This window comes from Neisseria sp. P0017.S009, from assembly GCF_051957375.1.
GTDB classification, from domain to species: Bacteria; Pseudomonadota; Gammaproteobacteria; order Burkholderiales; family Neisseriaceae; genus Neisseria; species Neisseria perflava.
Genome location: NZ_JBQCWL010000002.1, coordinates 95,107 through 121,487 on the forward strand (window position 1 = coordinate 95,107; position 26,381 = coordinate 121,487).

The following is a 26,381-nucleotide window of genomic DNA, read 5'->3' on the forward strand; positions in this document are numbered from 1 at the left end:
TTTGAGTTTTACAGGATACCGTTGTTTTGTGTATTTTCAGTAATCAGTGCTTTGCTGATTTCATCGGCGGTGTAGCTCTTACCGTTTCCGAATACAAAGCTGTCGACATTATTGTTGGCAATGTCATGGATGGTCAGGGTGTCGCCTGTATCTTTGATGGTTAAGACCCAATCATCGCCGGTTTTCAACTGTAAATCTTTCAGCGTCAGCCCTTCTTTGAAAAGGACTTGGGTATCGCTGCCACCATACGGATTAAAGGTGTCGTTGCCGCTGTTTCTGCCAAACATGATAACGGTGTTGTCGGCACCCGGGTCGGTAATGGTATCGTTGCCGCCGGCCGTATCAACGATGTTGATGCCTCGGCCCAAAGTAATGGTTTCATCGCTTCGGTTGCCCCTGTATTCGACAACAGAAGTGTAATGCGACAAATCTAAATCGCTGTTGTCGCTATCGGCGTGGATGGTGTGATTGAAGTTGTTGTACACATCACGGTTGAGTTCTTCAACGGGTTGGCCTGTGTATTGGACGATGTTTTTGTTGCCGATCATGTGCGGGATAGACAGTTTGAAGTGGTTGATCAGCTCGCCTGTGCTGTATGAGGTATTGCCGTCAAACTGAAACTCGGAAATCGCACCATAAATACCGCTTTGGTTTTTGATGGTTAAAACATCGTCCGTGCCTTTAATGCGGATATGCCAAGTATCGCCATCCAACAGGGGGGGGGATACAAATTGGTTGCTGTCGGGTATGTCGGCAATCCCGGTTTTGTCGTAACCTTTTTCAACGGTAATTTCGAGGTCGTCAAGGGTAATGCCGCCGGTAAATTTAACGACATTAGCGTTGAGTCTGTGTAGGCTTGCCTCGCTATCAAAACCGAAGTTGTAGTCGAAAATGGTGTCGTGGCCGTAACCTTTTCCGAAAACATAGGTGTCGTTGTGTTCTCCGCCTTCCAGATAATCATTGCCTGCGCCGCCGTCGAGTAAGTCGGTGCCTACATGGGCATAGAGTTTGTCGTTACCGTTGCCGCCGTAGAGTTTATCGTCGGAAGCGGGTTCGTTGCCGTAATAGGTTTCGCTGTGTTCGCGCAAGATGTCATCGCCGTCGTGGCCATAGAGGATGTCGCGGCCGTCGTTGCCGCCGTCGATTTCATTGTTGCCTGCATTGCCATGCAAAGTGTCGTCGCCGTTTGTGCCGACAAAGTTAATGTTTTTGGCTTTCAGCGCTTGGAAGGCTTGTTGGAACTGTGCGGCAGTGTAAGTTTGGTCGCTGAACTGGAAACGGTCGATGGAAATGCTGCCATCAGCACCGATTTGGTTTTGAATCAAGGCTGAACCTTGCTCCGAAGTAATTTCCCAGCTTTGGCTGCCGTCGTCGTTATGAATGGTCTTCAGGTTGAGCTTGGCATTGTCCAGGCCGTCTGAAAATTTGAGGGTATTGATGCCTTGGTTGTCGATAATGGTATCGTTGTCGCCGTAGATATAGGTATCGTTTCCGGCGCCGCCTTTCAGGATGTCTTTGCCGTTGCCGCCCACCAAAACATCGTCGCCAGCATCGCCATTGATGGCATCGTTACCATCGCCGCCATCCAGATAATCGTTGCCGTCGCCGCCATTGAGGTTGTCGTTGCCGCCCATGCCGTAAACGGTATCATCACCGCGTCCGCTGTTGAGGCGGTTGCGACCTTCGTTGCCGGTCAGGATGTTATTGCTGTTGTTGCCGGCGGCAAAAATATTGGCCGAGCCGGTCAAGGTAACATTTTCAACGTGGGTGGCGGCAGTATATGAAATGCTGCTGAATACGGTGTCTTCGCCGCCGCCAGCTTGTTCGATAACTACGTCTTTTGCGTTATCAACATAGTAAGTGTCATTGCCGTCCCTGCCTTCCATGATGTCGGCACCGGCTTTGCCGTCGATAATATCGTCGCCGGATGTGCCGATCAGGTGGTCATTGTCGTCGCTGCCATCGATGGTCTTACCGCTTTCGGTATGCTCTGTCAGGGAAATATCAAAATATTTGGCAAAGCTGTTTACATCCAGTTTTTGTGTGCCGATGATGAATTGGGAGACTGCCGGCGTTGTACCGTTTTGCGTGTATTGGTTTTGGATGGTTAAAACGGCATTGCTGTTTTTCACGGCAATCAGCCAGTCTTGACCACCGGTTTCGTTGTTTCGGACTTCGACGGTTAAATCGTTAAGGCTCAGGTCGGTATGGAAGCGGATGCTGTTGTGGCCTTGGTCGTCGATGATGGTGTCTTGCTCGCTTTTGGCAGAGAAAAGGTAGGTATCGTCGCCTTCGCCACCTTCAAGCACATCGTTGCCTGCTTCACCGTTGAGGGTGTCATTGCCTGTTTCGCCGAAAAGACGGTCGTTGCCTTCGCCGCCGTTGATGAAATCGCTGCCGCCGCCGCCGTAAACGATGTCGTCACCGCGCCCGCTGTTGAGGCGGTTGCGGCCTTCATTGCCGATGAGGATGTTGTTGCTGTTGTTGCCTGCGCCGAAGATGTTGGCCGTACCGGTCAAAACAAGGTTTTCAACGTAGTTGGGGAGGGTATAGCTGACGTTGCTGTAAACCGTATCATCACCGCCGTTTGGGTCTTCAATGATTTTATCGTCGCTGCGGGTTACATAATAAACGTCATCTCTCGAAGTACCTGTTGTTGCTTGTGCAAGGGGAGATGGCTGCAATTGCTCTAAATGTCGTAATTCAAATTGCGCATTGCGGATGCGCATTGCTTTTTCGATTGTCATGATATTTTCTTTAGATATTGATGAGAGTAACAAGGAAGTAAACGTATCCGGCATATGGCCGGTATTGCTTAATTTGTATTGTGTTTAGGCTGTATATACTAGTGCCGAAATTTGAGAAAAACAACAGAAACGTTAAGATATGACAATATATAGAGAGCCTTATCAGGCTTAGTTTGCCGTCTATTCTTTTGCCAAATGGCTTTGCCTTGTGCGGCTGTTTTGTTTCTTACATACCACACATCAATTTCCATAGTTTCAAACTATGAATGGTTGTAAAAAGGCCGTCTGAAAAAAAGAAGCAGGTTTCGCATTGCAAAACCTGCTTCTGATTTTTCAGACGGCCTGTCTGATTACAGAGTACGGGCAACTTCGACGATGTCGAAACATTCGAGTTGGTCGCCTTCCATAATCTCGTTGTAGCCTTTGAGCATCAGACCACACTCGAAGCCCATACGGACTTCTTTGACGTCGTCTTTGTAGCGCTTCAAAGAAGACAGCTCGCCGGTATGGATAACCACGTTGTTGCGGATGAGGCGGACATGGGAATCGCGTTTGACCACACCGTCGGTAACCATACAGCCTGCAATATTGCCGACTTTGGAAACGGAGATAACCTGACGGATTTCGACCGTGCCGGTTACTTGCTCTTTCTCTTCCGGAGAGAGCATACCGCTCATGGCGGCTTTCACGTCGTCGATGGCATCGTAAATGATGTTGTAGTAACGGATTTCCACGTTTTCATTCTCAGCCAGTTTGCGTGCGGAAGCATCTGCACGGACGTTAAAGCCGATGATGAATGCGCCGGAAGCGATGGCCAAGTTGACATCAGATTCGGTAATGCCGCCAACGCCGCTGTGCAACACGTTCACTTTCACTTCGTCTGTGGACAGTTTTTTCAGGCTGCCCGCCAAAGCTTCGTAAGAACCTTGTACGTCTGCTTTGATGATGACAGACAAGGATTGGGCTTGGTTTTCGCCCATGTTGTTGAACATGTTTTCCAGTTTTGCGGCCTGTTGTTTGGCCAAGCGTACATCGCGATATTTGCCTTGACGGAAGAGGGCGATTTCGCGCGCTTTTTTCTCGTCGGCCAATACCATTGCATCTTCGCCTGCGTTCGGAACGTCGGACAAGCCGAGGATTTCGACAGGGATAGACGGGCCGGCTTCATTGATGGCTTTGCCGTTTTCGTCAACCATTGCACGGATTTTACCGAATGCAGTACCGGCCAGCAGCATATCGCCTTTTTTCAGCGTACCGCTTTGAACCAGTAATGTGGCAACCGCGCCGCGGCCTTTGTCCAAACGTGCCTCAACAATGATACCTTTGGCAGGTGCATCGACTGGGGCAGTCAGTTCCAAAACTTCAGCTTCGAGCAAGACGGCTTCGAGCAATGCATCGATGTTCAGGCCTTTTTTAGCGGAAACGTCGATAAACTGTACATCGCCGCCCCATTCGTCAGGCACAACTTCGTGTGCAGTTAGCTCTTGGCGGATACGCTCTGGGTTGGCGGCTTCTTTATCGATTTTGTTGACGGCAACCACCATCGGTACACCCGCGGCTTTAGCGTGGGCAATTGCCTCGATGGTTTGCGGCATCACGCCGTCGTCGGCTGCAACCACAAGAATCACGATATCGGTTGCTTTCGCACCGCGCGCACGCATGGCAGTAAACGCTTCGTGACCCGGAGTATCCAAGAAGGTAATCACGCCGCGTGGGGTTTCAACGTGGTATGCACCGATGTGTTGGGTAATGCCGCCTGCTTCGCCTTGTACCACTTTGGCGCGGCGGATGTAGTCCAGCAGGGAAGTTTTACCGTGGTCAACGTGACCCATCACGGTAACAACCGGCGGACGCGGCAATGCTTCGGCTTCTACTGCTTCAACGCCTTCATCCAAGAATGCTTCAGGATCGTCGGCGGCTGCAGGTTTACCGATGTGGCCGAGTTCTTCCACCACAATCAGAGCAGTGTCTTGGTCGATAGATTGGTTGATGGTTACCATCATGCCCATTTTCATCAGGGCTTTCACCACTTCGACGCCTTTAACGGCCATTTTGTGTGCCAAGTCAGCAACGGTAATGGTTTCAGGTACCAAAACTTCGTGTACGACAGGTTCGGTCGGCGCTTGGAAGGCATGTTGGTTTGGCTCAAGTTTGAGTTTTTTGCCTTTTTTACCGCCGCGTACGCGCTCGTCGTCGCCATTGCGCGCATTGTTGCGGTCACGGCCGCCTTTTCCGCCTTTGCCTTTGGCATTACGGCCTTGGTTTTCTTCGTCACGCTCACGACGGTCTTCTTTTTTACCGCGCGCGTTATGTTCGGATTTGCCTTCGCCGGATGCCGCTTTTGCTTTCTCGGCAGGTTTGCTGCGTTCGCCTGATTTGGCTTCTTTAGTAGGTTTTGAGTCTTGATCGGCCTGTTGTTTCATGGCTTCACGGCGTGCTTGACGCTCTTGTTTTTCTTTCAACAAGGCTTCTTGATGCGCACGCAGGGCGGCGGCACGACGAGCCTCTTCATCGCGTTGAGCCTGTTCTTCCACGCTGACGACAGGTTGCGGTACGGCAGGAGCGGCAGGTTTGGCTGCCTTTTTCGCTTCTTTGCCTTTGCCACCTTTGTCTTGTTTGGCTTTGGCAGGTTTTTTGGCTTCGGCTGGTTTTTCAGCTTCAACGGATTTTTCAGACGGCTTGTTGTCTGCTTGAGCTTCAACTTTTGCTTCGGCCTTGGCTTCTACGGCTTCAACCGGTTTGGCTTCTTCTTTTTGGGCTTCGGCAGGTTTACCTTCTGCTTTTGGTGCGGCTTTGGCTGCTTTCAGTCTGGCTGCTTCAGCCTCTGCTTTGGCACGGGCTTCGGCTTTGGCGGCAGCTTCTGCTTCAGCTTTGGCTTTTTCTTCGGCAGCTTGGGCGGCTGCTTTTTCTGCTTCGGCTTTTTGGTTTTCCGCTGCTACTTTGGCTTTGGCTTCCGCTGCCAATTCTTCGGAAGAAGGAATGGTAACGGCACGGCTGCGGCGGCGTGTTTCCACTTTTACGCCATCAACGGTGCTGACTTCGGTTTTTTTGCGGCGGATGCTGATGGTGCCGCTGTTGCTGCCGTTTTTCTTTTGCAGGTAAGCGGTCAGCAATTGTTTGTCGTCAGTGGTTATGCTGTCATTACCGCTGTTTTTATTGACCCCGGCTTCTTTCAATTGTTTAAGCAAATCATCGACGGGGCGGTTTAGTTCGGCGGCAAATTGCGCTACGGTTGTATTACTCATTCAGTACCCCCTTAGTTGTTTTCTTCAGTAAACCAGTGTTCGCGTGCAGCCAAAATCACTTTTTTGGCTTCTTCTTCGTCAACACCGGTAATTTCGACCAATTCGTCAACAGACAATTCGGCCAGATCATCGCGTTGGGTAACGCCGGCTTCGGCCAGTTTGCGCAACATGTCGGAATCTACGCCGTCTAAATTGCGCATGTCTTCAGACACCTCACCCAGTTTTTCTTCTGCTGCGATGGTAATGGTCAGGATCGCGTCGCGTGCGCGGTTGCGCAGGGTTTCAACGATTTCTTCGTCAAAGCCGTCAATGGCGAGCAATTCTGCCGCTGGAACGTAAGCAACTTCTTCCAAAGTGGCAAAGCCTTCTTCCACCAAGATATCGGCGGTTTCGTCGTCGATGTTCAAGTGGGTGGTGAAGAGGTTGCGGATAACGGCGTCTTCGGCGGCATTGCGCTCGTCGGCTTCTTCAACGGTCATGATGTTCAGCTGCCAGCCGGTCAGGATGGAAGCCAGGCGGACGTTTTGACCGCCGCGGCCGATGGCCAGCGCCAGTTGGTTTTCATCAACAATCACGTCAACGGCGTGTTTGTCTTCGTCAATCACGATGCGGCTCACTTCGGCAGGAGACAGCGCGTTCATCACGAATTGGGCTGTCTCAGGAGACCACAATACGATGTCAATGCGTTCGCCGGACAATTCGTTGCTCACGGCGTTAACACGGGAACCGCGCACGCCGATACAAGTACCTTGCGGGTCGATGCGTTGGTCGTTGGCTTTAACGGCAACTTTGGCGCGTTGGCCGGGGTCGCGTGCTACTTCGCGGATTTCCAACAGGCCGTCTGCAATTTCAGGTACTTCGTTGGCGTAGAGTTTGGCCAAGAAGTCGCCGCTGGTACGGCTCAAAATGACTTGTTTGCGGCCGGTATTGCCGATTTCGTCCACACGCAGGAAGAGGGCGCGGATGCGGTCGCCGCTGCGGAAGTTTTCGCGCGGAATCATTTCTTCGCGCGGAATCAGTGCGTCGAGTTTGCCCGCGACGACTTCAACGATGATGCCGTGGCGCTCGACACGTTTTACCGTACCGGAAACGATGTCTTCTTTAGAAGCGAGGAACTCGTTCAGGTTTTGCTCGCGCTCCGCATCGCGGATGCGTTGCAGAATGATTTGTTTGGCAGTTTGAGCTGCTTGGCGGCCGAAGCCTTCGTTTGGCAGCTGCTCTTCGTAGTATTCGCCGATTTGGATGGTTGTGCCGGGAATTTCTTCTTGGATTTCCTCGATGGTTTTTTCTACGTCAGGGTAGGTGTAGTCTTCATCGGCAACAATCAGCCAGCGGCGGAAGGTTTGGTATTCGCCGGTATCGCGGTCGATTTCGACGCGCACGTCCATGTGCTCACGGTCGGCTTTTTTCTTGGCAGCAGTAGAGAGGGCGAATTCAAGGGCTTTGAATACGACTTCCGTTTCAACGTTTTTTTCACTTGCCAGCGCTTCGGCCAGCTGTAACATTTCGCGACTCATTTTCTAGAATCTCCAAGTAATCGGTTTTTAAAATTTAAATTCGGGGCGCAAACGGGCTTTGTCGATGTTGCTCAATTCGATTTGGGCAGTTTTGCCGTCGAAAGAGACGGTAACGATGTCGTTTTCGCAAGATTCGATGCGGCCGATGAAGTTTTTCTGACCATCAATCGGCAGGCGTGTTTTGATTTTGGCGTTCTGGCCGGCAAAGCGCACGAAGTCGGCGGCTTTTTTCAACGGACGGTCAAGGCCAGGGCTGGAGATTTCCAAACGTTTGTAGTCGATGTCTTCAACCATAAACACGCGGCTCAGATGGTTGCTGACAGTGGCGCAGTCTTCGACGGTGATACCGCCTTCTTTATCGATGAAAACGCGCAAATCGCCTTGTGCGGTCAGTTCGAAATCGACCAGCTCGTAGCCCAAGCCGGGCAGGGTTTTATCAAGAATGCTTTGAATATCCATGCTTCTCCTGAAGTACATAAACAAAAAAATGGCCGCGCGGCCATTTTTCGTGTGATTTGAAAAATTGGCCTATTATAACTGTTTTCAAGATAAAAGAAAAGTGTTGATTTGGCGTGGATTTTTTGAAGTGATTGCTTAAATGTAAAGGGTAGGGTTGAGGCCGTCTGAAAAGGGAATTGTTGACAAGTTTTGATATGATAGTTTTGAAATTATTTTGGAAAACAAAGAATTGGTATTGCTTTGTTTTCAGACGGTCTTGAATTTCCGGATTTTTCGTGCTTGCACAATGTGCAAGGCGGTTCTACAATTTCTTCATACCCACCGAATAAGAAAGAAGGCCGCCATGTCTGCACATCCGATTTACAATTTTTCCGCCGGTCCTGCCGTATTGCCGGAAGCGGTATTGCGTACCGCACAACAGGAGATGCTCGACTACAACGGTACGGGATTCCCCGTGATGGCGATGAGCCACCGTTCGGATATGTTTTTGAGTATTCTGCATCATGCCGAACAAGACTTGCGCCAGCTTTTGAATATTCCGTCCAACTATAAAATCTTGTTTTTACAGGGCGGTGCGACCACGCAATTTAATATGGTGGCCATGAATTTGGCGCACGGTTTTGCGACTGCCGACGCGGTGGTAACGGGCAACTGGAGCCGTATTGCCTATGAACAGATGAGCCGTTTGAGCAATGCCGAAATCCGTTTGTCCGCGCATGGCGGCGAGCAATATGCCTATAAAAACCTGCCTGCGGTTGAGGATTGGGATGTCAACCCGAATTCTGCGTTTGTTCATTTTGCGATTAATGAAACCGTAAACGGCTTGCAGTATCAAAACGTCCCCAAACTTTCAGACGGCCTGCCGCCGTTGGTGTGCGATATGTCAAGCGAGATTTTGTCTCGTGAGTTTAATGTGTCCGATTACGGCTTGATTTATGCCGGCGCGCAAAAAAATATCGGTCCTGCCGGTGCAACCGTGGTCATTATCCGCGAGGATTTGCTGGAGCGTTGTCCAAACGATATTCCCGATGTGTTCAACTACCGTTCGCACATCAACCGCGACGGTATGTACAACACGCCTTCCACTTATGCGATTTATATGTCGGGTTTGGTGTTCCGCTGGCTGCAAACGCAGGGCGGTGTGAAAAAAATTGAAGCAGTCAATCGAATAAAGGCGCAAACCTTGTATGAGACGATAGACGGCAGCGGAGGTTTTTACATCAACGATATTCATCCTGATGCGCGCTCCAAAATGAACGTGGTCTTCAAAACCGCAAGCGAAGACTTGGACCGCCGTTTTGTGTTGGAAGCCGAGTTGCAGGGCTTGTGCCTGCTCAAGGGTTATAAAACCGTCGGCGGTATGCGTGCCAGCATTTACAATGCGATGCCGCTTGAAGGTGTGAACGCGTTGGCCGACTTTATGAAAGATTTCCAACGACGTTACGGTTAAGATGAAGATATAAAAAGGCCGTCTGAAACTGGGTTTCAGACGGCCTTTTGATTTGAACAAGCCTTATTCGGTCACTTCTTCAGTGATGCTGTCGCGGTAGATGGTGCTGTCGTAAGTCGGAACAGGAGGCGGCAGCAGGCTGTCGAGTGTCAGCGCGGACGGGTTCAGCGTAGGATAGCCGCTGAAGGTTACGGAATAACCGCCGTTGCCGGTACTGCGGACTTTGGTATGCGCGCCCAAAGGGAAAGTGGTTTTGTTGGTGATGTGGCCGAATGGGAAGCCGGTCAACACAGGAATCTTGGCGGTGCGCGAAATGTGGTTGACTACAGCGGAGAAATCGTAGCTGGAGTCGTACACGTCGCGGATGGTGCCCATGCGGAAATCGCCGAAGATGATGGCGCGTTGTTTTTGCAAAACACCTGACAGATAAAGCGTGTTGAGCATGCGCTCGATGCGGTAGGGTTGCTCGCTGACGTCTTCGATAAAGAGGATGCCGCCTTGAATATCAGGCATGTAAGGCGTACCGGCGAGGGAGGCGAGAACGCTGAGGTTGCCGCCCCACAATGTGCCTTCGACGTTGACATCGGCGCGTTGGATGGTCGGAACATCAACGATGTTGACGTTGTTGGTCGTGCCGCGGATGAACGAATCCATGGTAAAGACGCTGGGGTCAGCTTTGCCGAATTCGCTGTACACCATCGGGCCTGCAAAGCTCATCATATTGCCTTTGGCCAACAGGGCGAGTTGGACGGCGCACACGTCGCTGAAACCGAAGAATAATGTGCCGCGTTCGCGCATTCTGGCGCCGAGTGAGGCAAAGTCGATTTGCGGCAGGATGCGTGCCGCGCCGTAGCCGCCGCGCAGGCCCATCAAGACTTTGGGCGTTTCGACACGGCCGCTGGCAACGTCTTGGAAGTCGGCAGCGCGTTGGGCGTCGCTGCCGGCAAAGCGTTGGTAACGGCGGCTGCCTGCCTGTTGGTTGGTTACGGTAAAGCCTGCGTTGTAGAGGCGGGTCAGGCCGGTGGTCACGCGGTTGGGGTCTTCGGCGAAGCCTGACGGCGCAACAACGCGCAGGAGGTTGTCGCCGGAACGTGGCGGATGGGGTTGCTTAGGTTGCACGGTTTTGGCTTTCGCGGTGGTAGAAGTGGTTTTGGTTTGCGGCGTGGTGGTCGTGCCTGTGCCGCAGGCTTGCAACAAACCTGCGCCTGCCGCGGCAGAGCAGGTACGCAGGAAATGGCGGCGCGTGGTGGAGTTCATTGAGGTTTTCCTTTCGTTATATGTTCAGACGGCCTGAACTGGGCGTGTCGGACCTTGTAGGCTGTCTGAAAGTTTAAGCGATTAAGTTTTTGATTTGTTGCGGCCAGTTTTCGGGCAAGGTCATGCCGTGTTCGCGGACGGGCGCGGCCCAAATCGGCGCGGGGAAGTTGGCGTCGTTTTCAAAACGGGCGATGACGTGCCAATGCAGATGGGGCACAACATTGCCGAGGCTGGCCAAATTGATTTTGGCCGGGCGGAAGACTTGGCGCATTGCGGCTTCAACCTGATACACCATTTCCATGATTTTGTTGCGTTCGGCAGGTGAAAGGTCGGTCATCTCGGAAACATGGTCATTCCAAATGACGCGGCAGAATGCCGGTGCGCCGGCTTCGTTGTGGACGGCGATCACGCGCAGGTTTGGCGTTTGCAGTAAAATGTCTTCGTTGTCGGCAGTGCAGATGGGGCAGGTCATGGGTTTTTCTTTCTCAGTCTGAATAGGAATCGGATGATTGCCATCAGGATTTTTAGAATGAGGTAAATAGCAGTCAGCGTGATGAATGTGAACAGCCACGGTTTGGGTATAAACCACCAAAATAAATAGGAAGGCGTGATTAAGTCGTCACATTCTTCGGCACTCTCAATGTGATCGCACAATCCAAAGTTAAAATAATCATTGACATCATGAAAGGGCGAATAGGCGAACATAAGTGCTTTTGGTGTCACACAAATCAATGCAATGATAGCAATCCAAAAGAATGGTTTGAGATGTTTGAGTGCAGTCATGGACGAAGTGTTATGCAAATTTTGCTGCACCGCGGTTGGCGAGCTCGTCGGCTTTTTCGTTTTCAGGGTGTCCGGCGTGGCCTTTGACCCACGTCCAGCGGACATCGTGCTGTTGAACCAGACTATCCAGCTCTTTCCATAAATCGTCGTTTTTAACCGGTTTTTTGGCGGCGGTTTTCCAGCCGTTTTTTTTCCAACCGCGTATCCAGCTTTCCATGCCGTTTTTGACGTATTGCGAGTCGGTGCAGATGACGACTTGGCAGCGGCGTTTTAGGGATTTCAGGCCTTCGATGACGGCAGTCAGTTCCATACGGTTGTTGGTGGTTTCGGCTTCGCCGCCGAACAGTTCTTTTTCGTGTGTGCCGTAGCGCATAAATACACCCCAGCCGCCTGCGCCGGGGTTGCCTTTGCATGCGCCGTCTGTGTAGAGGTAAACGGGTTTATCCATGGGCATGTCTTTGTCGAATAAGGCGGTATCATTATCATAACATAAGGCCGTCTGAAATATCGGCAAATACGGTTTACGCGTGTAAAATACCCTGCGCTTTATCACTCGTATAGAAAGAAGGCAGATATGGGATTGTTCAGCGGCCTTTTGGGCAATGCTTCGCAAAAAGACGCCGATGCGGTGGAACGCGATTTGGCGAATATCCTGATTGATGGCGAACAGGTAAAAATGGCATTCAGCCTGGTGCGCGATTTGATTGTGTTTACCGAATATCGGCTGGTGTTGGTGGACAAGCAGGGGTTGACCGGCAAGAAAGTGTCTTACCGTTCGATTCCATACCGTTCAGTATCGCGCTTTTCGGTGGAAACCTCGGGTCATTTTGATTTGGATGCCGAGCTGAAGATTTGGGTTTCTTCCGGCGAGGTGCCAACCGAAACCTTGCAATTTAAAAGCGACAAGAGCGTGATTGCCATTCAAAAAGCCTTGGCAGAAGCTGTGTTGAAACCGTCAAAATAGAAAGGAAACATGATGAGCGAACAGCAAGAATTGTTTTGTTACAAGCAGATGCCGGTGTGGACGGCGGACGAGATTCCCGAAGCCTTGTTGTCCAAACACAATACTGCCGCCGGTACTTGGGGCTGCCTCAATGTCCTCCAAGGCCGTCTGAACTTCAATGAAGTGGACGAGGCGGGCAATGTTACGTCCACGCACGAGCTGACGCCTGAAAGCGATGATTGGATTATCCATCCGCAAGCATGGCACTTTATCGCGCCGCAAACGCAAGACACGGAAATCCAACTGTCGTTTTACTGCGAGGCGGCAGACTATTTCAATAAGAAATACGGCATGAGCGCGACACATTCGGCCGTCCGTGCTGCCGAAGGCATCGTACCTGTCGGCAAGGTTTTGGATATGGGCTGCGGTCAGGGCCGCAATGCGCTGTATCTGGGTTTGAAAGGTTTTGACGTTACCGCTGTCGATAATAATCCCCATGCGGTTCAAAACGTGGAAGAGCTGGCGCGTATCGAAGAGTTGAATGTCCGCGCGTTTGAATACGACCTCAACGCCGCCAATATTCAGGAAAACTTCGATTATATGGTGGCGACCGTGGTGTTTATGTTCCTGATGCCGCGTTACGTTCCTGACGTGATTGCCAATATAAAGGAACACACCAACCCCGGCGGCTACAACCTGATCGTGTCTGCGATGGATACGGAAGATTTCCCTTGCCCGATGCCGTTCCCGTTCAAGTTTAGTGAGGGCGAGCTGCGCGAATACTATAAGGATTGGGAATTGGTGGAATACAAGGAAGAGCTGGGTTCGATGCACGCGAAAGACGAATTCGGCAATCCGATTCAGTTTAAATTCGTTACCATGCTGGCGAAGAAACCGGAATAAAGGTTTTGCCGTCAAAAGGCCGTCTGAATTCAGTTTTCAGACGGCCTTTGCCGTAATCAATCCACAATCCTTTTGCCCAAAATCACCACGTCTGCCAACATGGTTTCCAAGTCGCAGACTTGTGGCAGCCGCCCCCATTCTTCAAAACCGAAACGGTGAAACAGGTTCAGGCTCGGATAGTTGTGGCCGAACACAAGCGCGATGACGTTGTGGATGTCTAAGGACGGTGCGCGTTCGAGCATGTGCCGCAACAGGATTTTGCCCACGCCTGCGCCGCGCATATCGTGGCGGACATAAATGCTGACTTCCGCGCTGATGTGGTAGGCGTAGCGCGGATGGTAGTCACTGAAACTGCCCCATGCCAATACGGTGCCGTCGGCATCGTAAAGGGCGTAGATCGGGCGTTTGTCCGTGTGCGCGGCAAACCACATTTCACGCTCGGCAACCGTGGTCGGCGACAAATCGGCCGTGGATTGGCGCGTGGCCACGGTGCTGTTGTAAATATCGACGATGGCGGGCAAGTCTTGGCGCAGGGCAGGACGGATGGTGTATTGCATTTCAGACGGCCTGTTATTGAATTAGTTTGGAGATAGTCTTAAAGGCCGGATGTTTGGCATCGCCGAGCAGTTGGAACAAAATACTTTCGACATTGGAAACGATAATGCCTTGACGGCTCATTTGCGCCAAACCATTGTCGCGGTTGGCCGTTGTGCGCGAGGCGGTGCATTCGAAAGGCAGGAATACGGCGTAACCTTGCGCCTTCAAATCCAAGGCCGTCTGAAGCATACAGATATGCGCTTCAGCACCCATCAAAATAACGTTTTTAATGTCGTTTTTGCGTAAGATTTCCTGAATTTCGGGCAAAAACGCCGAAAATTGGGTTTTCTCGACAATCGGCGTGCCTTCGGGCAACAGCAGCGATACGGCGGATACGGTGCTGCCCAAACCTTTCGGATATTGTTCGGTTACGGCAAAGGGGATGTCCAAAGCCGTCAAACCTTGAATCAGCAGGCGGCAGCGTTCCAACATTTCATCCGCGCCGGAAAGGGCGGGCAGCAGGCGTTCTTGAATATCGACAATCAGACAAAGCGTATTTTTCGGGTTCATGGCTTTTCCTTTCAGACGGCCTTTACAGCAAAATCGTTGAATCAGAATGCAATCATATAACAAGCCGCTGGAAAAGTATTGCAGCTTGCCCTGTTTTAAAGCCCGAAATTCTTTTAAAATACCGCCTGATTTGAATTGATAGAGACCGACAACATGAATTTATACCAAACCGTCGAACGTGAAGCCCAAGCAGCCTTTGCCGCCGCAGGCATTGCCGACAGCCCCGTTGTTTTGCAGCCGACCAAGAATGCCGAACACGGCGATTTCCAAATCAACGGCGTGATGGGTGCGGCGAAAAAAGCCAAACAAAATCCGCGCGAGTTGGCGCAAAAAGTGGCCGAAGTATTGGCGGACAACGCTGTGATTGAAAGTGCGGAAGTAGCCGGCCCGGGCTTTATCAACCTGCGCCTGCGTCCTGAGTTCCTCGCCCAAAACATTCAGACGGCCTTAAACGACGCGCGTTTCGGCGTAGCAAAAACCGACAAACCTCAAACCGTCGTTATCGACTATTCTTCGCCTAATCTTGCCAAAGAAATGCACGTCGGCCACCTGCGTTCCAGCATCATCGGCGACAGCATTTCGCGCGTGTTGGAATTTATGGGCAACACCGTTATCCGTCAAAACCACGTCGGCGACTGGGGTACGCAGTTTGGCATGTTGGTCGCTTATTTGGTTGAGCAGCAAAAAGACAATGCCGCGTTTGAGCTGGCTGATTTGGAACAGTTTTACCGTGCCGCCAAAGTACGCTTTGACGAAGATCCTGCCTTCGCTGACACTGCACGCGAATACGTTGTGAAGCTACAAGGCGGCGATGAAACCGTTTTGGCGTTGTGGAAACAGTTTGTCGATATTTCGCTCTCGCACGCCCAAGCCGTTTATGACACGTTGGGCCTGAAACTGCGTCCAGAAGACGTGGCGGGCGAATCGACATACAACAACGATTTGCAGCCCGTGGTCGATGATTTGGCTCAGAAAGGTTTGGCAGTCGAAGACGACGGCGCGAAAGTCGTGTTTTTGGACGAGTTCAAAAACAAAGAAGGCGAACCTGCCGCATTTATCGTGCAAAAACAAGGCGGCGGCTTCCTTTATGCTTCCACCGACTTGGCGTGTTTGCGCTACCGCGTCGGTACGCTTCATGCCGACCGCCTGTTGTATGTCGTCGACCACCGCCAAGCCCTGCACTTTGAGCAACTCTTTACAACTTCCCGCAAAGCAGGCTATCTGCCGGAAGATGTAAAAGCCGAGTTTATCGGCTTCGGCACCATGATGGGCAAAGACGGCAAACCGTTCAAAACGCGCAGTGGCGACACCGTGAAACTGGTTGATTTACTTGATGAAGCGATCAATCGAGCCGAACAAGTCGTAAAAGAGAAAAATCCAAAATGGCAATTAACAACAGAATTAGAAGATGGATTAAAAAAGATTTCTTCTTTAACTAATTCTGATAATTTAAAAAATAAATTAAAGTACAACTTAGAAAATAAAAAGTTGGAAATTACTTTGGAAAACGATGTTGTGTATCATCTTCCTATCGATAAGATTGACAAGATTGTCAGAGGAGCAGAGGAATATACTGATACAGCATTAAGTGATGCAGAGAAAATTGCCCGAGTTGTCGGCATCGGCGCAGTCAAATATGCCGATTTGAGTAAAAACCGCACCAGCGATTATGTGTTCGACTGGGATGCCATGCTTTCGTTTGAAGGCAACACCGCCCCCTACCTGCAATACGCCTACACACGCGTGCAAAGCGTGTTCCGCAAAGCAGGCGAATGGGATGCAACCGCGCCAACCGTTTTGACCGAACCTTTGGAAAAACAACTGGCCGCCGAGCTGTTGAAATTTGAAGACGTACTGCAAAGTGTGGCAGATACTGCGTATCCGCACTACCTCGCCGCCTACCTCTATCAAATTGCCACTCTGTTCAGCCGCTTCTACGAAGCCTGCCCGATTTTGAAATCAGAAGGCGCAACCCGCAACAGCCGCCTGCAACTGGCGAAGCTGACCGGCGACACGCTGAAACAAGGCTTGGAATTGCTGGGTATTGATGTATTGGATGTGATGTAAGTTTTTGAATAAAAACGATGAAAGGCCGTCTGAAACTTTGCGGGTTGCAAGGTTTCAGACGGCCTTTTTTTATGCTTTGAAAAATATTGTGATACCGTTGATTTTGAGCCTAAGCGGTTTTGAATTTGCTCAGGTAATGCGTTTAGACGGCCTTATCTTTATTTCAAATTGCTTGCCAACAACCAAGCCTGTGCTTCGGCAGCATCGCTGAAATATTTGGGATGTTGGTTGGTCAAGAGGCTGGAAAGGCGCGCGCCGAGTTTGATCCAAATGTCGTCGGTAATGACGGCAACGCGGCCGAAGTCGGTTTCGTGTTGGTTGAGGAATTTGATTTGCTCAACCGCCATATCGATGGTGAAGTCTTTCAGCATGGACAAGTCCAACAGGATGTCGGGCAGATGGACTTTTTGTTTCGCGGCCAACAAGGCTTCTTCCAATTGGCGGAAATCGTCCAAAGTGAACTCGTTGTACAGCGCTACGTTTAAGCCGTAAGATTGTTCGCGGATGGAAATCATGGTGTTCTCCTTGTTAAATTATTGCTTCATCAGAAATTTTTTGATTGAGGCCGGAGTAAAACTGCTGAACACGCCGCCTGCAACAATGATAACCATGCCGACAGCTTCCTGCCAAGTGATTTTATCGCCGAAAAGCAATACGCCGGATAGGGCGGAGAAAACGACGGTCAGGTAGGAAAGCGAGGCAACGGTAAATTTCTTGCCGACCTTATAGGCGCGGGTCATGGCCAATTGTGCAATCATGGCGGAGATGCCGTTGCCGGCCAGATAGGGCAGGGAAGAGATGGTCAGCGGATGCCAGCCTGTGATGGTGCTCCAGACTGCGCCCATAATCAGGCCGGTAAGCGAGAGGTAAAACACCACGCGCCAGCCCGGCTCGCCCAAAAGAGAGAGTTCGCGCACCTGCAAATACGCCCAGCCCGACATGGCGCCACCTGCCAAACTGACCAGCGCGGCAAATTCTTGTCCGCCTTGAAAAGATGGGTTGAGCAAGAGGATAACGCCGATAAAGCCCATAACCAAAATGGCTTGGGTATAAAGCGTAATTCTTTCTTTTAAAATGAAAAATGAAAAGATGGCCAGCCAGATGGAGGACGTGTAGTTGAGCGTGACGCCTGTTGCCAGCGGCAGGTGCATGACGGAATAAAACGTGCACATCATGGCAAGCGTGCCGATGACGCTGCGGTTGAGATGGGTTTTCCAATGCGGCGTGGAAAACGTGTTGCCTTGCGCTTTGGCCATGATGCCTAAGAACAGGGTGGAGACCAGCATGCGCCAAAAGACCAGCTCGCCGCTGGAAAAGCCGAATTGCGTTGAGGCGGCTTTGATGGAGAGGTTCATGACGGTAAAGCCGAGCGCGGCAATAACCATCCATGCCGAGCCGAGCGGATCTTTTCTGACGGTTTCCATTTGATGGGTATATAAAGCGATTTTATTAATAAGAAAATATTATACAGATCAATCAGGCCGTCTGAAAAATATCGTTGGGTTTCAGACGGCCTTTAGATTAAGAAATGAGAATTATTATTGAACAATATAGTGGTTTTTTGTAGAATGAAAGCCCTATTTTCAAGAAAGGCTTGTCATGAAAGTTGCCAATATTTCTGCCGTATTGCTGTCTGCTTTGTTTTCCGTTGCTGTTTCTGCCGCGCCTTTGGGAGAGGTTTCTTCAGAAAACGGTAAGATTTTCAGCGGCGAAAATTACATGGTCGTTAAGAAAGACATGAAGAAAGGGGAGCAGATTAAGCCGCACGATCATCCGGGTTTTAAAACGTTGATTTTTGCCGTTGGAAAAGGAAGCTTTGACGTAACCTTGAATCAGAAGGAAAAACATACGGTTGGCGCAGGCTCGGTGCTGCGATTTGGCGGAGATGTCGTGATTGAGGCCGTTGCAACTGAAGATGCGAATGTGGCAATTACGTTGATTAAGTAAGCCGATAGATGATAAAAGGCCGTCTGAAGATGATGTTTCAGACGGCCTTGTTTATTCAGTCAACCATTGCCATTAAGCGCAAATCAAATAGATGAAGCCGGAGCCGAAGATATCTGCCAAGGCGTGAATCAGGAAAAACGGCAGCAGGTTTTTGACTTTGTATTTATAGAAGAAGTAGTACATCAAGCCGAAAACAACGCCGATAACGGTCGCCCAAAGCATGCCTTGATAAGTATGGAAGGAGATGCGCACCAAGGTCGAATAGGCCAATGCCTGCCATTTGTATTTGTCTTCCACGCAGGTCAAGAGGCCGAGGAAACAGAATTCCTCATAAAAGCCGTTTAAAAGGCCGTAGAGGATGGCCATCGGCGCAAGGGCGGCGAATTTGTCAAAAATGGATAATGGTTTGATGTATTGGAAGATTTCAGTGGTGAAGTAATTGTAGCCGCCGCTTAACGAAGTTACCGCATCGGCGGTCAGACCCATCAGGATAAAAATCACAGGCGTCCAAAACAACACGCCTAAGTTAAAACGAATCGGCAATTGTTTGAAGTCGAAACGGCGGATAACGAGGTAAATCAGAGCAATAGCAAGCAGCGTCAACTGCAGGCTCATGTTTTCAGAATAAGCCACGCCGGTTACCGCAGTATCGCGCGCCTCTTCGGCAACCGCGGCTGTTTCCACTTGCGGCATCAGGCTGGCGATATAAAGTTGGGTAGAACGGTAGGCAAATTGACCGAACAGGATAGCGGTCACAATCAGCATGTCAAACCAGCGCAAATGGCGCAAAGGCTCTTTAGGGCGGATAGCGGCGAGTATGCTCATATTCTCCTCTTTGCTCTAATAAATAACGGTGCGCAATAGTTACATAAACATACAAAAATCGTCAACGATTATCACAATAAAACATGAATTAAAAATCAGACCGTTTCAGACGGCCTGAAGCGCTTCTAAAAATGCCATATTTTTCGAAGGGTTTATCTTCAAAAATATGGCATAATCACTTTATTGCAAACCAAGGAATCTTATCGTGAGTATTTCTCTGTCCCAATATCTGCTCTACCTGCAATACATGTTGGCAGGTATCGCCATGACCGTTGTTTTTGCTGCCGTATATCTGCGGATTACACCCGTTGAAGAATTGCGCCTGATTAAAAACGGCAACCTTGCCTGCGCCTTGTCATTTGGCGGCGCGTTGGTCGGTTTTTGTCTGACGCTTGCCTCAAGCATTGCACACAGCGTCAGCTTCATCGATTTTATCCTGTGGGCCCTTGCCGCAGCCGTAATTCAGATTTTTGTCTATTTCGCTGCGACAATGATGATTAAAGGCGCTACCGCAGAACTCATCGGTAACAATGTTGCCGTCGGCGCGTTGTTTGGTGCAGTGTCCATCTCGATCGGCATTTTGAATGCGGCTTGCTTGACTTGATTTTGATGGTCGGTTGGATAGCAAAAGATGTGCTGTTCCTGACTCCTACCTAGAAAAATTATCGGTAGATTTTTTTGACTGATAAGGTCTTATGTCTGATGGTATTGGCGTTATAGTGAAATTCTGAAAGCATCAAAAAATTCAGACGGCCTGTTATATACAAGGCCGTCTGAAATGTTTTAACTACTTAAGTTTGCTAAATTAGAACGAGTATTGCAATCTTATGCCTGTTTCACGGGTGCGGTTTTTAGGTTCGATCGCGCCCAATTGAATGAAGCCATAGTCTTCTGTAACGGTGAAGTTTGAATCTTTGACTTTCCAGCCGCGATAGAACGGGGTCAGACTGATTTTAGAACCGTTAGAGAATTTTTTAGATACAGGTACTTCAACCTCAATACCTTGTCCACCGCCTTGTTTCATTCTGGTTTCTTCTCGATCTGGCTCGTAAGAATACTGGCGGCCCTTAACGGCACGATTGTAGGCAATACGAGGAGCAATCTCAAAGTTTGCTGGAAGTGCGATATTTACACCGGCATTGATTTGCGCATATGTGGTTCGGTTTTTGCGGTCATAATCATCAGGATCGACACGTCGGCTCAAATCTCTCAGAACACGGTGTCCCAAGCCTGCACCGGCAGTCAGGCTAAAGCGATCGTTAATTGGATGTGTATATTCATATAAGGCACGGATATCGTATGCGCGGCGAGGTGCATTTTTGAGTGTGGCAGAACCATAACCTGTGGATTCACCAAATCCATTTTGGAAGCTTCCTGTGTAATCTGATTTACCACGGGAATAACGGCCTTCCAATTTTGCCGCATGGCGATCGTTGAAACGGTATTTAACCCCCGCATTAATAGACCACAGGTTGCCTTTTTGTTGCATTATTCGACTACCATCTTGTTCATATTCGCGATAGGTTTCGTTGTAATATTCGCTGCCAACGGTAAATTCAACAGGGCGGGCAGCCTGTGCGCCTACTGCAGCAGACAGTGCTAACACAGCAAGACAGAAATGAGCAGAATTTTTCATGTAAATTCCTTTTAGTTTGGGAAAATCAGTGTGATAATTTAATGTTATTGCATGGCAAAGTTTATAATATTTAATGAACATTAACAATGCTGATGGGGTAATATATTTACTTTTATTATATTCTTTAATGATTTATCGCAAATATTTGTCTTTTTTATGAGACAGTATGGATAAAAAACCTGGAAATAGTGTAAAACTGAGTCGGTAAGAGGTTTAATTTCGAAGTTTTCAAAAGTTAATATCTATATAGTTATTATTTAGTTTGCGATAAAAGTATATGCAGCCACCCACTCTATTCCCATGCATAAAGACATTTTGAATGTTTATATCATATGACATTCTATTTGTATAAAATAAGCGATATAACCGATCAGGCAAATTAACCTGACTGCCCATAAGTTATCCCTTCTTCTTCAAATAAGGAACTGCGATGTTCAACTTTATCAAGAAACAGTTTATCGACGTTATTCAATGGCCAAATCCCGATGACAGCCTGCTGATGTGGCGTTTTCCGATTGCCGATGAGGAGATTCAAAACGGTGCGAGCCTGACTGTGCGTGAGGCGCAGATGGCGATGTTTGTCGATGAAGGCGTAACCGCCGACGTGTTTGGGCCGGGGCGTTACACGCTCAATACGCAAACGCTGCCAGTGCTGACCAACTTGAAAAACTGGGACAAGCTTTTTGAGTCTCCGTTTAAATCGGATGTTTACTTTTTCAACACCAAACAACAGCTTGCACGTAAATGGGGTACATCCCAACCTGTTACCGTGCGCGATGCCGAGTTTGGCGCGGTGCAACTGCGTTCGTTCGGTATGTATTCTTACCGTATCAGCGATCCGGCAAAATTCTTCAAAGAAGTCAGCGGCGTGGCGGCGCAATACAGCGGCGTAGACTTGGAAAACCAACTGCGTAATATTGCAGTTACCCAATTGGCGGCCGCGTTTGGCAGCTCCGGTATCCCGTTCTTGGATATGGCGGCGAACCAAGTTTTGCTGTCGCAAAAAATCGGCGAATTGCTTGGAGCGGAATTTGCCAAGCTGGGTTTGGCGCTGGAAAACTTCACTGTTGAAAGCATTACCTTGCCTGCATCTATTCAGGCTGCGTTGGATAAGAAAATTTCGATGGGTGTTATCGGCGATTTGGGACGCTACACCCAATATCAAACTGCCGAATCCATCCCGCTTGCGGCACAAAATGAAGGCGGACTTGCCGGAATCGGTGCAGGCTTAGGCGTGGGTGCCGGTATTGGTCAGGCGATGGCGGGTGCCATGTCTGGCATGATGCAGCCGAATGTGCAACAAGCACAACAAAATGCTCAGCCGGCTGCCGAAGATCCGCAGGCGAAATTGGTGAAACTCAAGTCTTTGCTGGATGGCGGTTTGATTTCGCAAGAAGATTTTGATAAAGCCAAGGCTGAAGTGTTGAAACAGCTGATTGGTTGATCAATTGAAGGCCGTCTGAAAAATATCATTCAAAAGAAGCGTTGAGCTGCTTCTATGAAAATGTTTCAGACGGCCTTTCAAATGATTTGATTAAGCCTGTCCGACTTCAAAAACGTTAAGGCCGTCTGAAACACTCCAACCCATTCTGAAAAAGCAAACCCATGTCTCAAACTCCTTTCTTCAAAACCGACTGCCCAAGCTGCGGAGCACCTGTCGAGGCGCATTCTGCTTCTGCCGTGACGCTGGTGTGCGGCTATTGCAACAGCATGCTGGTGCGGAAAGATAACGGCGTTGTCGATTCCGGCCGCGATTCCGCATTGCTGGAAGATTTTAGTCCGCTTCAAATCGGAACCAGCGGCACATTTGTCGCTCAACGCTTTACCTTGGTTGGACGGCTTCAGGTGCAATACGATGATGGTGCGTGGAATGAATGGTATGCGCTGTTTGACGACGGCAGGGCCGGTTGGCTTTCTGAGGCGGGCGATTTATATGTGATGACCATGCCGGTCGAAATCGATAATCCGCCGAAATTTGAAGACACGCGAGCCGGATTTAGCGAGCTGACTTTTCAAGATAAGCACTATATTGCTTCCGATGTCCGCAAAATCAGCTTGAAACGCGCCGCCGCGCAGGGCGAATTGCCGTTTGTTTTGAAAGAGGATACAGAAAATCGGGTTTCCGACTGGCGTTGCGAAAACCTTTTCATCACGCTCGATTACAACAATGAAACACCCGAAGCCTTCTTCGGGCGGATGGTAAACCTAGATGATTTGAAGCTGGAAAACACGCGCCACGAAGATGAAATTAAAGAAAGCGCAGGCCGTCTGAAAGGCAGTATTACTTCAGAAAACTGTCCTAACTGCGGCTCGTCCATTCATTGGGTAAACGGGCTGACTTCCCATCTTAACTGTCAAAGTTGCGGCAGCGAATTGGCGGTTGGCAAAGATAAAGCGGAGCTTATTACCGCGAACAATCTGCGTTTGTCACAAAATACGATGTTTACTTTGCCTGTCGGCTCGACAGGCCGTCTGAAAAATAAAGAATTTCATGTTATCGGCGCAATCCGATATTTAGAAACAGATGCGCAGGAAACATTTGATAACTTGTTCAAAGGTGCCAAACATACATTGGCACCAGAAGGGCAATGGACGGAGTATCTGCTTTACAACCCAACTCAGGGTTTCTTATGGCTGGTTGAAACTGATGAAGGTTGGAATATTTCCGAAACCTTGAACGATTGGCCGCGCCTTGACCGCAACTGCCAACCGCAAGGATATGGCAAACTTTATGACTATGGCGGACGGGTCAGGATTGCCAGCGGCGCGTTTTATTGGCGTGTCCGAAACGGTGATTTGAACTATTACAGCGATTACCGAGACGGACAAAGCCGTAAGATTGGCTCCGAACTAAACAGTCACGAAATGGCATGGACTAGAAGTGCCCCAATTGCTTATCGGGAAATTGCAGATGCGTTTAATCTGACCAATAAAATATCATCTTATACCGTGAAAATGAGTGCGGATGATATCGATGAAAAATTACGACTTCTGATGATTGCTATTTTGGTTATCGTCAATATTCCGTCATTGTTTATGAATGGCTTCGATATACTGTTCGATATATTTCTTATCGGTTGGGGTGTCTATACTCTTTTTATAGTTGGACGGAAGAGAGATGAAAATGGCGAACAGAGTATCTCTCGAGTGGGATATGTTATTTGTGCAATGGCTTTGATTGTTTTTGTTACGATGATGAATTATGCAGATTTGTCTGATTTGGATGATGACAGCAGCCGAGTTCATTCAGGCGGAAGCTACGGTGGCTTTTCCAGCGGTAGCTATTCTGGAGGCCATAAATGACCCACATGCCCGGTAATCATGGCCTATTGGACTTATATGGCTGCGATGAAGCCATCTTAAAAGATGAAGGCCGTCTGAAAACCGCTTTGATGGCTGCTGCACAGGCCGCAGAAGCCACCATATTGACCGAACACTTCCATACCTTCGGCGGCGCAGGCGGCGTAACCGGTGTTTTGCTGCTTGCCGAGTCCCATATCAGTATCCACACTTGGCCGGAACACCGCTTCGTCGCCATTGACGCATTTATCTGCGGTGGCATGAAATTGGAAAAAGTGAAGGAAGTGTTGTGCAGGGAGTTGGCGGCGGAAAGGGCTGTTTGGACGGTTGCGCAACGTGGCGAAGGTATACTGGACGATATATAACCATCGGTTGAACAATAAAATCTGTCAGGCCGTCTGAAAGCATATTCAATCCGTTTTCAGACGGCCTTAAACCTTGTTCTGATTAAACTGAAATATTGACGTTATATGGAAAAAACGCCTTTTTTTAAAACCGATTGCCCAAGCTGTGGTGCGCCTGTGGAGGCGTATTCCGCTACTGCCGTGACGCTGGTGTGTGGCCATTGTCACAGTATGCTGGTTGCTAGAATCGGTAAGGGGAGGAGCGGATATTTTGTTGCCAATTCAGGGCGTGATTCTGCGTTGCTGGAAGATTTCAGTCCGTTGCAGATTGGAACGCGAGGCGTTTTTGATGATCGGAAATTTACGCTGATTGGGCGATTGCAGGTGCATTACGATGTCGGCGCATGGAATGAATGGTATGTCTTGTTTGATGACGGGCAGACCGGCTGGCTTTCCGAGGTTGGCGATTTATATGTGATGACATGTTTACTTGCCCAGAAGAGGAGACGGGGGCCGAAAAATTTTAAGTCGGTGAAAGCCGGTTCCAGTTCGTTGATCTTTAATGGCCAAACCTTTATTGCGTCAGATGTCCGCACCATACATTACCGTAATACCGATGCGCAAGGCGAGTTGCCGTTCAACTTATCTGAGAACCAAGCGGCAGGCGAGGTTTGCGACTGGCGACGGGGCAATTTGTTTTTGACCTTGGATTATTCGACGTTTCCAATGGACTCCTACTTCGGACGCATAGTCAGTTTGGACAGTTTGAAGCTGGAAAATAAGCGCAGTGATGATGAAATCCATGAAAGTGCAGGTCGTCTGAAAGGAGAGATTCTTTCTGAAAACTGCCCGCATTGCGGCTCTCCTGTTCATTGGCCAAGGGGTGTTACTTCTTTCCTTTTATGTCAGTCTTGCGGCAGCAGTTTGAATACGACAAAAGATACTGTTGCGTTGATGGAGGCAAATGCCCAAAGGAAAGAACAAGAAAATCTGTTCACACTTTCCATTGGTACGAAAGGCCGTCTGAACGATACAGAATATCTGATTATCGGGGCTGTAAGATTTGTCGAGATATCGTCCTATAATCAAAATCAGTCCGAATACTGGACGGAATATCTGCTTTATAACACTCAACAAGGTTTTGCCTGGCTGATTGAGTCTGGAAAACGCTGGCGGCTGTCAGAAACCTTACAAACATGGCCGGACTTTGATTCAAGTGGCAATCCTGCCGGTGAAATGTTGATTGATCATTACCGCGGGCAGGTCGAGGTAGCGGCTGGTGCTTTTTATTGGAAAGTCAAACAAGGCGATTTGCTTCATTACAAGGAATATAGCGGCAAGAAAAGTTATGGCCGGAATGTCATTCTGTGTTCCGAGCAGAGCAAGGACGAAATTGTCTGGAGTAAAAGCAGTCCTGTGTCTTACCGTCAAATGAGAAAGGCATTCGGTCTGTCTTTTGATACTAAGGAGATGCTCTCTTACTGGCTGAAGGGCGACAATAGAAATGTTGGGAGTAGAGATAATGTAGCCCGTATCATTGCTATGCTGATTCTTATCATCGTCAACCTTCCGGCCTGGCTGTCGCCGCATCTACGTAGTCCTGTCGGTATAGTGGTCAGTCTGTGTGCGTTGGTATGGATATGGATTTCTGACAGATATAAAAACGATCGTGATTACGAAGAAGAACGGGTAGGGATGATTATTTTCTTTGCTTTCATCATTTTTCTTACCGTCTTATTCAACTATGTCCAAGCGGAAGACAGTGATTCATCGCATTCCGGCAGATCCTATCATGGTTATTCGGCAGGGCATAAATAACGTGAGATCTGCTTAACCTCGTTGTATCGTTTT

The 26,381-nt window shown here is 49.3% G+C and carries 24 protein-coding genes; 10 read left to right on the plus strand and 14 right to left on the minus strand.

Translation table 11 applies throughout. From position 1 onward, the window contains the following. Window positions 1-8 precede the first annotated feature (8 nt). From ACTHTG_RS02740 to rimP, 4 genes are all read right to left on the minus strand, one after another. A complete protein-coding gene (locus tag ACTHTG_RS02740; protein ID WP_308538383.1) occupies window positions 9-2,747 on the minus strand; it encodes a calcium-binding protein in 2,739 nt (912 codons plus the stop codon). Window positions 2,748-3,097: 350 nt separating this feature from the next. Continuing rightward, entirely contained in the window at window positions 3,098-5,992 is a 2,895-nt protein-coding gene (gene infB / locus ACTHTG_RS02745; protein WP_004519316.1) for a translation initiation factor IF-2, read from the minus strand. A gap of 11 nt (window positions 5,993-6,003) precedes the next feature. Next, window positions 6,004-7,509: a transcription termination factor NusA gene (gene nusA / locus ACTHTG_RS02750; RefSeq protein ID WP_004519317.1), complete on the minus strand. Its 1,506-nt coding sequence runs from the start codon at window positions 7,507-7,509 to the stop codon at window positions 6,004-6,006. 27 nt (window positions 7,510-7,536) lie between these two features. Then, window positions 7,537-7,968 carry a ribosome maturation factor RimP gene (rimP, locus tag ACTHTG_RS02755; protein WP_003685973.1) on the minus strand — a complete coding sequence of 144 codons (432 nt, stop codon included), beginning with the start codon at window positions 7,966-7,968 and terminating at the stop codon, window positions 7,537-7,539. Between the two features lie 343 nt (window positions 7,969-8,311). On the opposite strand from rimP, the gene serC reads away from it, so the two are divergent. Beyond that, entirely contained in the window at window positions 8,312-9,418 is a 1,107-nt protein-coding gene (gene serC / locus ACTHTG_RS02760) for a phosphoserine transaminase (RefSeq protein ID WP_039861958.1), read from the plus strand. A gap of 63 nt (window positions 9,419-9,481) precedes the next feature. Here the strand turns inward: serC and ACTHTG_RS02765 are convergent, their stop codons facing one another. The 4 genes from ACTHTG_RS02765 to rnhA form a co-directional block, all read right to left on the minus strand. Further along, window positions 9,482-10,675, minus strand: a complete 1,194-nt coding sequence (locus tag ACTHTG_RS02765; protein ID WP_308538382.1) for an LD-carboxypeptidase — start codon at window positions 10,673-10,675, stop codon at window positions 9,482-9,484. 73 nt (window positions 10,676-10,748) lie between these two features. Then, window positions 10,749-11,147 (minus strand): HIT family protein, encoded by a 399-nt coding sequence (locus ACTHTG_RS02770; RefSeq protein ID WP_308538381.1) that lies wholly within the window; start codon window positions 11,145-11,147, stop codon window positions 10,749-10,751. Next, window positions 11,144-11,458, minus strand: a complete 315-nt coding sequence (locus ACTHTG_RS02775; RefSeq protein WP_308538380.1) for a hypothetical protein — start codon at window positions 11,456-11,458, stop codon at window positions 11,144-11,146. Before ACTHTG_RS02775 ends, ACTHTG_RS02770 begins: the two co-directional genes overlap by 4 nt. 10 nt (window positions 11,459-11,468) lie before the next feature. Continuing rightward, window positions 11,469-11,906 (minus strand): ribonuclease HI, encoded by a 438-nt coding sequence (gene rnhA, locus ACTHTG_RS02780; RefSeq protein ID WP_308538379.1) that lies wholly within the window; start codon window positions 11,904-11,906, stop codon window positions 11,469-11,471. Window positions 11,907-12,032: 126 nt separating this feature from the next. On the opposite strand from rnhA, the gene ACTHTG_RS02785 reads away from it, so the two are divergent. Both ACTHTG_RS02785 and tehB read left to right on the plus strand, forming a co-directional pair. Further along, window positions 12,033-12,422 (plus strand): PH domain-containing protein, encoded by a 390-nt coding sequence (locus ACTHTG_RS02785; RefSeq protein ID WP_004519323.1) that lies wholly within the window; start codon window positions 12,033-12,035, stop codon window positions 12,420-12,422. A 12-nt stretch (window positions 12,423-12,434) separates the two neighbouring features. After that, window positions 12,435-13,304 (plus strand): SAM-dependent methyltransferase TehB, encoded by an 870-nt coding sequence (gene tehB / locus ACTHTG_RS02790; RefSeq protein ID WP_039861960.1) that lies wholly within the window; start codon window positions 12,435-12,437, stop codon window positions 13,302-13,304. Between the two features lie 56 nt (window positions 13,305-13,360). Here tehB and ACTHTG_RS02795 read toward each other — a convergent pair whose 3' ends face one another. Then, window positions 13,361-13,861 carry a GNAT family N-acetyltransferase gene (locus ACTHTG_RS02795; protein WP_004519325.1) on the minus strand — a complete coding sequence of 167 codons (501 nt, stop codon included), beginning with the start codon at window positions 13,859-13,861 and terminating at the stop codon, window positions 13,361-13,363. A gap of 13 nt (window positions 13,862-13,874) precedes the next feature. Next, window positions 13,875-14,411: an isochorismatase family protein gene (locus ACTHTG_RS02800; RefSeq protein WP_004519326.1), complete on the minus strand. Its 537-nt coding sequence runs from the start codon at window positions 14,409-14,411 to the stop codon at window positions 13,875-13,877. 153 nt (window positions 14,412-14,564) lie between these two features. Here ACTHTG_RS02800 and argS point away from each other — a divergent pair, with 153 nt between their 5' ends. Next, a complete protein-coding gene (argS, locus tag ACTHTG_RS02805) occupies window positions 14,565-16,478 on the plus strand; it encodes an arginine--tRNA ligase (protein WP_004519327.1) in 1,914 nt (637 codons plus the stop codon). A 158-nt stretch (window positions 16,479-16,636) separates the two neighbouring features. On the opposite strand, the gene ACTHTG_RS02810 is transcribed toward argS, so the two are convergent. Further along, complete coding sequence (locus ACTHTG_RS02810) at window positions 16,637-16,993, minus strand: STAS/SEC14 domain-containing protein (RefSeq protein WP_003678720.1); 357 nt, start codon at window positions 16,991-16,993, stop codon at window positions 16,637-16,639. Between the two features lie 18 nt (window positions 16,994-17,011). Further along, window positions 17,012-17,902, minus strand: coding sequence for a DMT family transporter (locus ACTHTG_RS02815; RefSeq protein ID WP_004519328.1), 891 nt, complete (start codon window positions 17,900-17,902; stop codon window positions 17,012-17,014). Window positions 17,903-18,077: 175 nt separating this feature from the next. Here ACTHTG_RS02815 and ACTHTG_RS02820 point away from each other — a divergent pair, with 175 nt between their 5' ends. Then, window positions 18,078-18,425 (plus strand): hypothetical protein, encoded by a 348-nt coding sequence (locus tag ACTHTG_RS02820; RefSeq protein ID WP_004519329.1) that lies wholly within the window; start codon window positions 18,078-18,080, stop codon window positions 18,423-18,425. 72 nt (window positions 18,426-18,497) lie between these two features. Here the strand turns inward: ACTHTG_RS02820 and ACTHTG_RS02825 are convergent, their stop codons facing one another. Next, complete coding sequence (locus tag ACTHTG_RS02825; protein ID WP_004519330.1) at window positions 18,498-19,250, minus strand: CPBP family glutamic-type intramembrane protease; 753 nt, start codon at window positions 19,248-19,250, stop codon at window positions 18,498-18,500. Between the two features lie 205 nt (window positions 19,251-19,455). On the opposite strand from ACTHTG_RS02825, the gene ACTHTG_RS02830 reads away from it, so the two are divergent. Then, on the plus strand, window positions 19,456-19,854 hold the full coding sequence (locus ACTHTG_RS02830; RefSeq protein WP_039861961.1) for a DUF350 domain-containing protein: 399 nt from the start codon (window positions 19,456-19,458) through the stop codon (window positions 19,852-19,854). A 201-nt stretch (window positions 19,855-20,055) separates the two neighbouring features. On the opposite strand, the gene ACTHTG_RS02835 is transcribed toward ACTHTG_RS02830, so the two are convergent. Continuing rightward, the gene (locus ACTHTG_RS02835; protein ID WP_039861962.1) at window positions 20,056-20,886 is read right to left on the minus strand and encodes an outer membrane beta-barrel protein; all 831 of its coding nucleotides are present in this window, start codon (window positions 20,884-20,886) and stop codon (window positions 20,056-20,058) included. Between the two features lie 430 nt (window positions 20,887-21,316). Here ACTHTG_RS02835 and ACTHTG_RS02840 point away from each other — a divergent pair, with 430 nt between their 5' ends. From ACTHTG_RS02840 to ACTHTG_RS02855, 4 genes are all read left to right on the plus strand, one after another. Further along, window positions 21,317-22,330, plus strand: coding sequence for an SPFH domain-containing protein (locus ACTHTG_RS02840; RefSeq protein ID WP_308538378.1), 1,014 nt, complete (start codon window positions 21,317-21,319; stop codon window positions 22,328-22,330). 161 nt (window positions 22,331-22,491) lie between these two features. Continuing rightward, the gene (locus ACTHTG_RS02845; protein WP_070588312.1) at window positions 22,492-24,189 is read left to right on the plus strand and encodes a DUF4178 domain-containing protein; all 1,698 of its coding nucleotides are present in this window, start codon (window positions 22,492-22,494) and stop codon (window positions 24,187-24,189) included. Next, window positions 24,186-24,551, plus strand: a complete 366-nt coding sequence (gene speD, locus ACTHTG_RS02850; protein WP_070588314.1) for an adenosylmethionine decarboxylase — start codon at window positions 24,186-24,188, stop codon at window positions 24,549-24,551. Before ACTHTG_RS02845 ends, speD begins: the two co-directional genes overlap by 4 nt. Window positions 24,552-24,656: 105 nt before the next feature. Continuing rightward, entirely contained in the window at window positions 24,657-26,348 is a 1,692-nt protein-coding gene (locus ACTHTG_RS02855) for a DUF4178 domain-containing protein (protein WP_049335408.1), read from the plus strand. The last annotated feature ends 33 nt before the right edge of the window (window positions 26,349-26,381 follow it).

What these genes read in the sequence shown, in the direction of transcription:
- ACTHTG_RS02740 (WP_308538383.1), bottom strand. Translation starts at nt 2,747, where the DNA reads ATGACAATCGAAAAAGCAATGCGCATCCGCAATGCGCAATTTGAATTA.
- infB (WP_004519316.1), bottom strand. Translation starts at nt 5,992, where the DNA reads ATGAGTAATACAACCGTAGCGCAATTTGCCGCCGAACTAAACCGCCCC.
- nusA (WP_004519317.1), bottom strand. Translation starts at nt 7,509, where the DNA reads ATGAGTCGCGAAATGTTACAGCTGGCCGAAGCGCTGGCAAGTGAAAAA.
- rimP (WP_003685973.1), bottom strand. Translation starts at nt 7,968, where the DNA reads ATGGATATTCAAAGCATTCTTGATAAAACCCTGCCCGGCTTGGGCTAC.
- serC (WP_039861958.1), top strand. Translation starts at nt 8,312, where the DNA reads ATGTCTGCACATCCGATTTACAATTTTTCCGCCGGTCCTGCCGTATTG.
- ACTHTG_RS02765 (WP_308538382.1), bottom strand. Translation starts at nt 10,675, where the DNA reads ATGAACTCCACCACGCGCCGCCATTTCCTGCGTACCTGCTCTGCCGCG.
- ACTHTG_RS02770 (WP_308538381.1), bottom strand. Translation starts at nt 11,147, where the DNA reads ATGACCTGCCCCATCTGCACTGCCGACAACGAAGACATTTTACTGCAA.
- ACTHTG_RS02775 (WP_308538380.1), bottom strand. Translation starts at nt 11,458, where the DNA reads ATGACTGCACTCAAACATCTCAAACCATTCTTTTGGATTGCTATCATT.
- rnhA (WP_308538379.1), bottom strand. Translation starts at nt 11,906, where the DNA reads ATGGATAAACCCGTTTACCTCTACACAGACGGCGCATGCAAAGGCAAC.
- ACTHTG_RS02785 (WP_004519323.1), top strand. Translation starts at nt 12,033, where the DNA reads ATGGGATTGTTCAGCGGCCTTTTGGGCAATGCTTCGCAAAAAGACGCC.
- tehB (WP_039861960.1), top strand. Translation starts at nt 12,435, where the DNA reads ATGAGCGAACAGCAAGAATTGTTTTGTTACAAGCAGATGCCGGTGTGG.
- ACTHTG_RS02795 (WP_004519325.1), bottom strand. Translation starts at nt 13,861, where the DNA reads ATGCAATACACCATCCGTCCTGCCCTGCGCCAAGACTTGCCCGCCATC.
- ACTHTG_RS02800 (WP_004519326.1), bottom strand. Translation starts at nt 14,411, where the DNA reads ATGAACCCGAAAAATACGCTTTGTCTGATTGTCGATATTCAAGAACGC.
- argS (WP_004519327.1), top strand. Translation starts at nt 14,565, where the DNA reads ATGAATTTATACCAAACCGTCGAACGTGAAGCCCAAGCAGCCTTTGCC.
- ACTHTG_RS02810 (WP_003678720.1), bottom strand. Translation starts at nt 16,993, where the DNA reads ATGATTTCCATCCGCGAACAATCTTACGGCTTAAACGTAGCGCTGTAC.
- ACTHTG_RS02815 (WP_004519328.1), bottom strand. Translation starts at nt 17,902, where the DNA reads ATGGAAACCGTCAGAAAAGATCCGCTCGGCTCGGCATGGATGGTTATT.
- ACTHTG_RS02820 (WP_004519329.1), top strand. Translation starts at nt 18,078, where the DNA reads ATGAAAGTTGCCAATATTTCTGCCGTATTGCTGTCTGCTTTGTTTTCC.
- ACTHTG_RS02825 (WP_004519330.1), bottom strand. Translation starts at nt 19,250, where the DNA reads ATGAGCATACTCGCCGCTATCCGCCCTAAAGAGCCTTTGCGCCATTTG.
- ACTHTG_RS02835 (WP_039861962.1), bottom strand. Translation starts at nt 20,886, where the DNA reads ATGAAAAATTCTGCTCATTTCTGTCTTGCTGTGTTAGCACTGTCTGCT.
- ACTHTG_RS02840 (WP_308538378.1), top strand. Translation starts at nt 21,317, where the DNA reads ATGTTCAACTTTATCAAGAAACAGTTTATCGACGTTATTCAATGGCCA.
- ACTHTG_RS02845 (WP_070588312.1), top strand. Translation starts at nt 22,492, where the DNA reads ATGTCTCAAACTCCTTTCTTCAAAACCGACTGCCCAAGCTGCGGAGCA.
- speD (WP_070588314.1), top strand. Translation starts at nt 24,186, where the DNA reads ATGACCCACATGCCCGGTAATCATGGCCTATTGGACTTATATGGCTGC.
- ACTHTG_RS02855 (WP_049335408.1), top strand. Translation starts at nt 24,657, where the DNA reads ATGGAAAAAACGCCTTTTTTTAAAACCGATTGCCCAAGCTGTGGTGCG.